This is a genomic window from Niveispirillum sp. KHB5.9 (genome assembly GCF_048066115.1).
GTDB lineage: Bacteria > Pseudomonadota > Alphaproteobacteria > Azospirillales > Azospirillaceae > Niveispirillum.
Window position 1 is genome coordinate 46,805 of sequence record NZ_JBLTYX010000030.1, and the last position, 7,968, is coordinate 54,772.

A 7,968-nucleotide genomic window follows, 5' to 3' on the forward strand; every position below is an offset into this window, starting at 1 on the left:
ACACTCTAACCGTCACACCATCCCCATCGTGATCGCCGCCAGGACAAGATAACGCCCGACCTTGGCGGCGGTCACGATGGAAAGGAACACGGGAAACGGTTCCCGCATCACCCCGGCGGCGACCGTCAGCGGATCGCCGATCACCGGCGCCCAGCTCAGCAGCAGCGACCATTTGCCGTAACGCCGGTACCAGCCCTGCGCCCGTTCCAGGGCCGCTGCCTTGACCGGAAACCATCTCCGGTCCCGGAACCGCTCGATCCCCCGGCCCAACAGCCAGTTCAGGACGGAACCCAGGATATTGCCCAGGCTGGCCACCAGCACCAGCAGCCAGGGGGAATAATCACCGGTCATCAGCAACCCGACCAGCACCGCCTCCGACTGCGCCGGCAGGATGGTGGCGGCGATCAGTGCCGCAAGGAACAGGCCGGCATAGGCACCCGGATCAATCATCGGCGGACCATAGGCGCATCGCCGCCAGCACCGCCACCGCCGCGATCAGGCCCAGGGCAATAAAGGTGGGCATCAGCCCCGCCTTCGCACCCAACCAGCCGGCCAACGGATAGGTCACCAGCCAGCAGGCATGGGACAGTGCGAACTGTGCCGCGAACAGGGAGGGCCGATCCTCCGGCTGTGCCGAGCGGCGCAGCAGCCGGCCCGACGGCGTCTGCGCCAGGGAATAGCCCAGCCCCAGCACGAACCAGAGCGGTAGCAGCACCCCATAGGCGGGAACGACCGCCCCGGCGAACAGCCCCGCCACCAGCACGGCACAGCCGCCCAGCATGGCCTTGCGGTCGGGCGTCGCCTCCAGCAGCCGGGGCAGCGCCAGGGCCGCCACCATCGACCCGCCGCCGAACGCCGCCAGCGCCCAGGCCGTTGCCCGTTGGTCCAGACCGAAATGGGCCTGTACCAGCACCACGCTGTTGACGATCACCATCGACCCCGCCGCCGCGACCGCCAGGCTCAGCGCCAGCAGCCCGCGCAGTCGCGGCGTGGCCAGATAGAGACGCAGGCCCCGCGTCGTGCGGTCATAGATGCCGCGCCTTTCCGCCGGCTTCGGGCTGGGCAGCGTGACGGAGACGACCAGGGTGGCCGAGGCCAGGAACCCCACCACCGTGCCAGCGAACAGGTCATGGAAGCTGATGAGGGTCAACAGTGCCGCCGCCAGCATCGGGCTGACCAGGCTTTCCAGATCATAGGCCAGCCGCGACAGGGACAGGGCGCACGTATAATCCCTCTCATCCGGCAGTACGTCGGGGATTGTCGCCTGGAAGGTGGGCGTGAAACCGGCCGAGGCCGATTGCAGCACGAAGATCAGCACATAGACCTGCCAGACCTCCGTCACGAAGGGCAGCAGCGCCGCCACCGCCGCCCGCACCAGATCCAGGCAGACCAGCACGGTCCGCCGGGGCAGGCGTTCGGCGAAGGCACCGGCCACCGGTGCCACCCCGACATAGGCCAGCATCTTGATGGCCAGCGCCGTGCCCAGCACCGCACCCGCATCGGCACCCGCCAGATCATAGGCCAGCAGCCCCAGCGCCACCGTGGCCAGACCCGTGCCGATCAGGGCGATGATCTGGGCCAGGAACAGGTGGCGATAGGTTCGGTCCTGAAGAATCTGGAGCATGGACGCTTCCCTGTCGGGCGACGGGCCTGGGGTCGGGATTAAATGCTATCCCCCTGGAGGGGATAGTGCAACGCACCCTCGACTCATCCCTCCCATGACCCGCCGGCCGGGGCTTCGGGCATCGGTTGACCCTTCCGCCCCTGTTGGGCTATCCCTGCCCCACGGGATGATGGCCATCCCGGCTTGGACGTTCCCTGTGTACGCACCGGTGGCAACAAGATGACGAGACACCCCTTGCTCAAGGCCTTGCGGCTCATTGCCTTTCTGGCGATGGCAACGGGTATCCTGTCGCTGGCCCATCATGGCAGTGCCGCCCATCTGCCCGGCGTGGCCATTGCCGAGGTCGAACATCACGGCCATTGGCATGACGAGGATGGCTTCGAGGTCTGGGACGACCATGCCGCGGCACACACCCACAGCCACAATGCCGGCGACCATTCCCATGTGACCATGACCGGCGTGGCGCCTCCCAACAGTGTCGCCCCCGTCATGTTCCGCACCGACTGGCTGGCAGGGGGTGCGGCACCCGCCTACACCTCGCCGCTTTATTCTCTGGACCGCCCGCCCCGTTCCGTCCTGTCCGCATGACCATGGCCGCGCACTCCTGCGCGACCGCCTGCATTCCATAGACAACGGAACCTAAACCCATGAACGGGCTTCCATCGAAGGCCGGGCGGCCTGATGTCGTCCCGCGGCCGCGAACCCTGTTGCTTGCGTTGCTGGGCATGGCGCTGATCTTCGGCACTACCGACGCGCTGGCCCATGCCGTGACGCAGGGTGACAAGGGCTATATCCAGGAGATCACGGGTGTGCATCTCCTGCCCTTCATCTATCTGGGCGCCAAGCACATGGTGACCGGGTACGACCACATCCTGTTCCTGTTCGGCGTCATCTTCTTCCTCTACCGCCTGCGCCATATCGGCATTTATGTCAGCCTGTTCGCCCTGGGCCATTCGACCACGATGCTGCTGGGCGTCCTGTTCGATACCAGCGTCAACGGCTATCTGATCGATGCCATCATCGGCCTGTCCGTGGTCTACAAGGCGCTGGACAATCTGGGCGCCTATCAGCGCTGGTTCGGCTTCCAGCCCAACACCAAGGCGGCGACGCTGGTCTTCGGCCTGTTCCACGGGCTGGGTCTGGCCACCAAGATCCGCGAGTATGACGTGTCGCCGGACGGGCTGATCCCCAACCTGCTGGCCTTCAATCTCGGGGTCGAGATCGGCCAGCTGCTGGCGCTCGGCGCCATCCTGATCGCCATGGGCTATTGGCGCCGTACGGCCAGTTTCTGGCGCCATGCCTATACCGCCAATGTCGCAATGATGTCCGCCGGATTCATGCTGATCGGGTATCAGCTGACCGGCTGGGCCGTCGCATCCTGAGAAGGATAGAGGACCATGTACAATACCGACATCCCCACCCAGGCCGAACTGCCAAGCTCAGGGCAGCTTCTGCGCTCCACCGCCATCGCCCTGGTCACCGCGATCGTCCTGCTGGTCACCGTGGTGCTGCCGTCGGAATACGCCATCGACTCCACCGGCATCGGCAAGGCCCTGGGCCTGACCGAGATGGGGGAGATCAAGGCCGAGCTTGCGGCGGAAGCCGAAGCCGACGCCAAGGCCGACCGGGAACAGGCGGCACCGCAGCCCGCCTCCGGTCAGTGATCCACAGATAACCAACCCGACGCGCCGGCATGCCATAGGCCCGGCGCGTCCTAACCCACATGAAGGAATAGACCAATGCTGAAGCCGTTTCTGATCGCCGCCAGCCTGTGCCTGTTGCCCGTCACCGTCCTGGCCCATGCCGACCATATGCATGGCGAGGAGGAGCATGGTGACGAGATGACCCTGACGCTGGCCCCCGGCAAGGGGGCCGAGGTCAAGGCGGAGATGAAGGCGGGCGCCAAGCTCCAGTTCTCCTGGAAGGCCGAGGGCGGAGTGGTGAATTTCGACACCCATGGCGAATCCTTCGCCGCCCCCGACAAGGTCCATTCCTATGAGAAGGGCCGTGGGGCCGCCAGTGGCGAGGGCGAGATCGTCGCCGTCTTCGACGGCAACCATGGCTGGTTCTGGCGCAACCGTGGCGACAAGGACGTCACCATCACCGTGCGCGCCACCGGCGACTTCACCAAGTTCAAGCGCGTCATGTGATCATGAAAAAGGCCCCGGCATTCTGCTGCATGCCGGGGCCTCCTATCACGAGACGCATTATACCACGTCTCGGTGATCGCAACCGATCACCGACCTCAGTCGCCGGCGCCAACATCCGTTGGCTTGGCTACGCCGCACGTGCGGCGCGGCGGCAGTCGCCGCCGAACCAGATACCGGTGAGTGCAACTCACCGGTATCTGGTATTACTGCACGGACGGCAGATAGAGGTCCTGGTAGAAGCCCTGGGTCTCCACCACCACCGTCACCGGCGTCTCCCCGCGATTGCGGAAATACCAGCCATGGGTGCCGGTGAAGGGGGCCGTGAAAGCGCCCTGCGCGCTGTCCAGGTCCTTGCCCTTCCAATAGCTGGAGAACTCGCCTTCCTTGGCATTGGGCGGTTCGCCATGCATGTCGAAGCGGACCTGCCCGCCACTGGCCTGCCAGCGGAAGATCAGATGGTCGCCCTGGCCCATATGGGCCTTCACCTCGGCCCCCGAATGCGGGACCAGCACCAGTTCCTGGCGGTCGCTGCGCAGGGGGGTGGTCTTGACGATCTCCGCCTGGGTCGGCGTCCCCGACACGGCCATGGCGACGGGAGCAGCCGCCACGGGTTCTGCCTTCTCCGTCCCGCCGGCCAGCTTCGTCAGGCCCAGGGCGCCGCCGGCCCCTGTCGGATCGATGCCATATTCGGCGGGCAGCACGAACAGGGTCAGCACCAGGGCGGCGGCAGCCACCGCCCCCAGCCCGGCACCGGCCAGGGCACGCGGCGACGCCTGATAGGGCGTCATGGAAGCATAGCTCATGTCATTCTCCCGCATCAGGCGGATTGCGTGGCGTAACCGGCAAGCTGGTACCCGACCAGCGTGAAACCGGCGGCCATCAGGGCGGCATTGGCGACAAGGACGGAACGGTCGAAGCTGCGCGTGGTCCGCCACAGGTTCATGGCGATCAGGATCAGGCACAACGCCATGAACTGCCCGATCTCCACCCCGACATTGAAGCTGACCAGATTGGGCAGCAGCCCGCCGGGCGACAGCGACAATTCCTGCAGCTTGGTCGCCAGGCCGAACCCGTGGAAGAAGCCGAAGATCAGCACGGCCGCCTTGGTATTGGGCTGGAAGCCGAACCAGCGCTGATAGGCGCCCAGATTGTCCAGCGCCTTGTAAACCACGGACAGGCCGATAATGGCGTCGATGATATAGGCGTCGGCCCTTATATCGGCCAGCACGCCCAGCAGCAGGGTCGTGGAATGGCCCACCGCGAACAGCGTGACATAGGACGCCACGTCGCGCAGCCGGTAGAGGAAGAAGATAACCCCCACCAGGAACAGCAGATGGTCGTACCCGGTGACCATATGCTTGGCCCCCAGATAGATATAGGGGATGACATGGACGCCCTGGGCATCCTCAATGAAGGACCGGTCATCCTCCGACACGCCATGGGCCATGGCATGGTCGGGGGCGAACAGCATCAGCGCCAGGATGGCCAGCCAGGGCAGCAGGGCCACGAGAAGGGGGACGGCGCGGCCGCCCCCGATGACATTTGGCAAGGGGGGAAGCCGCATCATCGCCTGTCCTCACTTCACCGTGAAGGCCAGGATGGAACGTCCCTGGCTGGCCTTGTTGACCAGCAGCACAGCCACCTTGGCGCCCGACGCCAGCTTCAGGCCGGGCGCATCGAAACGGTTGCCGGCGACGGGCACCAGCTCGACCTGCCGCTTGCCGGCAGCGTCCATGACGGTCAGCGTCGCCGTCAGGTCGGCACTGGCCACCGGCTCATCCTCTTCACTGACAAAGATGCTGGCGGCATCGGGGCCGGCCACCAGTTCCACCAGCGTCTCGCCGGTCATCTGCACGATGCCGCCATGCTGGGGCGTGGTGTTGCCATGGGCGAAGGCGGCCACCGGTGACAGGGCCAGCGACAGGACCAGGGCGGCGCGGATCATGGGGTTCTTCATCATCATCTCCTGCTTCAGGGGGCCAAACTTATACCCGCGACCTGGAAGACCGACCGATGGCCGGGCGTCCACGCCCCTCAAACGCCGGCGCCCACATCCGTGGGCTTGGCTTACGGCACCAGGAGGTGCCGCGGCGGCAGTCGCCGCCGTACCACCGGTCAAAATATTTTGACCGGTGGCATCACTCCGGCGCGTGCGGCAGCACGAAGGACAGGGTGGCGCGATATTCGATATGATCGACCTTCTTGGGATCATCCGCCGGCCCCTTGAAGGTTGCCGCCACGACATTCAGGCCCTGGTTGCGGATCTTGATGGTGGCGATGCCATTGGCATCGGTCTTCACCGGCACCTGGTCCGGGTCGTTGACATAATCATGCTGCACGGCGGCGCCCTTGACCGGCTTGCCGTTGAACAGCACGCGCAGCCGCAGCTTTTCGCCCAGCTTCTGCGGGATGGCCTTTTCCACCGGCACGACCTGCAGCACCTGTTCGGGCAGCACTGGCACAGGAGTATTGGGCACGCCGGTCAGATAGACGGCGTATTTCATGGTTTTTTCCGCCACCACGGCATTTGGCACCGTGTCACGGCCGGCCTTGTGCCACTTGCCGTCGGGTGTACGCGACCAGGTGCCATTGTCCATGACGGCGGCAACGGCCACGGTCGGCGCCTCGCTGTCCACCACCACGATGGGGCCGGCGGCGCGCAGGCTGGTGGCCACCGGCTGCCAGTCGGCATCATAGCCATAGGTGCCGGTCATGAGCGGCAGACGCTTGACCATGTCCAGATCGTCGGCGCCGACACCATAGATCAGCGCCGTCTGGGTGGCGCGCTGGGCGAACCAGATACCGTGTGCCTGGGCGGAGAAGGCACCGGCGATGCCGGCGACACCGACCGTCAGCGCGGTCGCAATGTGGATGGCTTTCATGACCCGTTCCTGTTCGTCTGAAGGTTTCAGCTTGTTTGATTTTTATCGCTTGAGCCTACGGGCGATAAGGCGCGCTGCATGGCCTTTTCTGCTTCCCTGGCGGAATCATCGCTTGTATGCGCATCCCAAACAGCAGGATGCGCCGCCTCCCGCGGCGGCGCTGCCCGCATCGGATTTCTTTGCAGACAAACCTGTGCCGCCATTGTGGCCGCGGCCGTTTCCGAAGGGATGCGTGCTACAAAGTAGGCGTCCGGTGTGAGCCGCCTTGCGTTGTTTGAGGGATAGCTGGGGGTCTTTGCGTAAGCGCGATAGCGGGGACGCAAACGAGTGGCAAACGTGATGGCTTATCAGCGGCTGGAGGTTTTGACGGGTACGGAGCGGCGTCGGCTGTGGTCGGACGCGGAGAAGGTCCGGCTGGTGGAGGCGGCGTTCAGGCCGGGCATCGTGGTCAAGGAGGTTGCCCAGCGGTTTGGGGTCCATGAGAGCCTGAACTGGCCCCCATTTGGCCGGACAGTCAGGCGGTTTCACGATAGGCCCTTATGAACTCGCGGGGCGAGCGCATTTTGAGGCCGGAATGCGGGTGGTTATTGTTGTAATCATCGATCCATTTGCCGATCCGTCCAAGGACGGTTTCGGCATCCGGCAGTGGCGTGACATGCACATAGTCGCGCTTCAGGGTTTTGACGAAGGCCCGCCAGGCGATGATCTCCCGGTCATGGGCATCGATGATGAACGCACCGCGGATGATGTCGCCGTTCCAGCAGGTGAACTCGAACCCGTCCGAGCACCAGCGCAGGTTCGAGCGCATGACGATCACCTTGCCGTCATGCACCAGGTCGGGCCGCTCCTCATATTTGCGGGCCAGCAGCAGATTGTTGGCCTGCATGATGCGATAGACCCGCTTGTGGTTCACCGGCGCTGCCCCCGTTTCCCGCAACTGCCGGTTCAGCAGCGCCGTGATCCGGCGATAGCCATAGGTCGGCCGGGCCGTCACCAGGGCGGTGATCATCGGCACGATCACCGCGTCATCGGCCTTGTGGTAGCGACCGCGCGGCCGGGTCCGGCCGGCCAGCCGATCGACCAGGTTCGACCGGGCCACCCCAAGGGTTTCAGCCACCGCCTTCACCGCGAACCGCCCTTCAGCGGCGACCGCCCGAGCAAGATCGGTTTTTTTGAGCGCGACTTTTCCAGCGCGTCGCGCAGGATCTCCGCCTCCAGCACCTTGCGGCCGAGCTGGCGCTCCAGCTCCCGCACCCGCTCTGACCTGCTCCCCTGATTGTCACCGTTTATGAGTGGAGTCCTCTGGTTTGGT

Annotated in this window: 11 protein-coding genes and 1 pseudogene; 5 read left to right on the top strand and 7 right to left on the bottom strand. The window is 65.1% G+C overall.

The annotated features are described in order from the left end of the window. Positions 1–12: 12 nt before the first annotated feature. Together ACM9HJ_RS28665 and ACM9HJ_RS28670 are read right to left on the bottom strand one after the other, a co-directional pair. Positions 13–450: a YqaA family protein gene (locus tag ACM9HJ_RS28665; RefSeq protein WP_416575221.1), complete on the bottom strand. Its 438-nt coding sequence runs from the start codon at positions 448–450 to the stop codon at positions 13–15. Continuing rightward, positions 443–1,624, bottom strand: a complete 1,182-nt coding sequence (locus tag ACM9HJ_RS28670; RefSeq protein WP_416575222.1) for an MFS transporter — start codon at positions 1,622–1,624, stop codon at positions 443–445. Before ACM9HJ_RS28670 ends, ACM9HJ_RS28665 begins: the two co-directional genes overlap by 8 nt. A 219-nt stretch (positions 1,625–1,843) precedes the next feature. Here ACM9HJ_RS28670 and ACM9HJ_RS28675 point away from each other — a divergent pair, with 219 nt between their 5' ends. The 4 genes from ACM9HJ_RS28675 (at position 1,844) to ACM9HJ_RS28690 (ending at position 3,774) form a co-directional block, all read left to right on the top strand. Then, positions 1,844–2,212: a hypothetical protein gene (locus tag ACM9HJ_RS28675; protein WP_416575223.1), complete on the top strand. Its 369-nt coding sequence runs from the start codon at positions 1,844–1,846 to the stop codon at positions 2,210–2,212. Between the two features lie 137 nt (positions 2,213–2,349). Then, a complete protein-coding gene (locus ACM9HJ_RS28680) occupies positions 2,350–3,006 on the top strand; it encodes a HupE/UreJ family protein (protein WP_416575231.1) in 657 nt (218 codons plus the stop codon). Between the two features lie 15 nt (positions 3,007–3,021). Next, positions 3,022–3,288 (top strand): hypothetical protein, encoded by a 267-nt coding sequence (locus ACM9HJ_RS28685; protein WP_416575224.1) that lies wholly within the window; start codon positions 3,022–3,024, stop codon positions 3,286–3,288. A 75-nt stretch (positions 3,289–3,363) separates the two neighbouring features. After that, entirely contained in the window at positions 3,364–3,774 is a 411-nt protein-coding gene (locus ACM9HJ_RS28690; RefSeq protein ID WP_416575225.1) for a hypothetical protein, read from the top strand. Between the two features lie 203 nt (positions 3,775–3,977). Here the strand turns inward: ACM9HJ_RS28690 and ACM9HJ_RS28695 are convergent, their stop codons facing one another. The 4 genes from ACM9HJ_RS28695 to ACM9HJ_RS28710 all read right to left on the bottom strand — a co-directional run bounded on the left by ACM9HJ_RS28695 (position 3,978) and on the right by ACM9HJ_RS28710 (position 6,656). Next, positions 3,978–4,577 (bottom strand): hypothetical protein, encoded by a 600-nt coding sequence (locus tag ACM9HJ_RS28695; RefSeq protein ID WP_416575226.1) that lies wholly within the window; start codon positions 4,575–4,577, stop codon positions 3,978–3,980. Between the two features lie 14 nt (positions 4,578–4,591). Beyond that, positions 4,592–5,245, bottom strand: coding sequence for a HupE/UreJ family protein (locus ACM9HJ_RS28700; RefSeq protein ID WP_416575232.1), 654 nt, complete (start codon positions 5,243–5,245; stop codon positions 4,592–4,594). A 105-nt stretch (positions 5,246–5,350) separates the two neighbouring features. Further along, positions 5,351–5,731 (bottom strand): hypothetical protein, encoded by a 381-nt coding sequence (locus tag ACM9HJ_RS28705; RefSeq protein ID WP_416575227.1) that lies wholly within the window; start codon positions 5,729–5,731, stop codon positions 5,351–5,353. Positions 5,732–5,912: 181 nt separating this feature from the next. Beyond that, positions 5,913–6,656 (bottom strand): DUF4198 domain-containing protein, encoded by a 744-nt coding sequence (locus ACM9HJ_RS28710; RefSeq protein ID WP_416575228.1) that lies wholly within the window; start codon positions 6,654–6,656, stop codon positions 5,913–5,915. 339 nt (positions 6,657–6,995) lie between these two features. Between ACM9HJ_RS28710 and ACM9HJ_RS28715 the strand changes: the two genes are divergently transcribed. Then, on the top strand, positions 6,996–7,199 hold the full coding sequence (locus ACM9HJ_RS28715; protein ID WP_416575233.1) for a transposase: 204 nt from the start codon (positions 6,996–6,998) through the stop codon (positions 7,197–7,199). On the opposite strand, the pseudogene ACM9HJ_RS28720 reads toward ACM9HJ_RS28715, so the two are convergent. Then, positions 7,171–7,968: pseudogene (locus ACM9HJ_RS28720) on the bottom strand (IS3 family transposase); the annotation flags it as partial. The gene ACM9HJ_RS28715 and the pseudogene ACM9HJ_RS28720 overlap by 29 nt on opposite strands.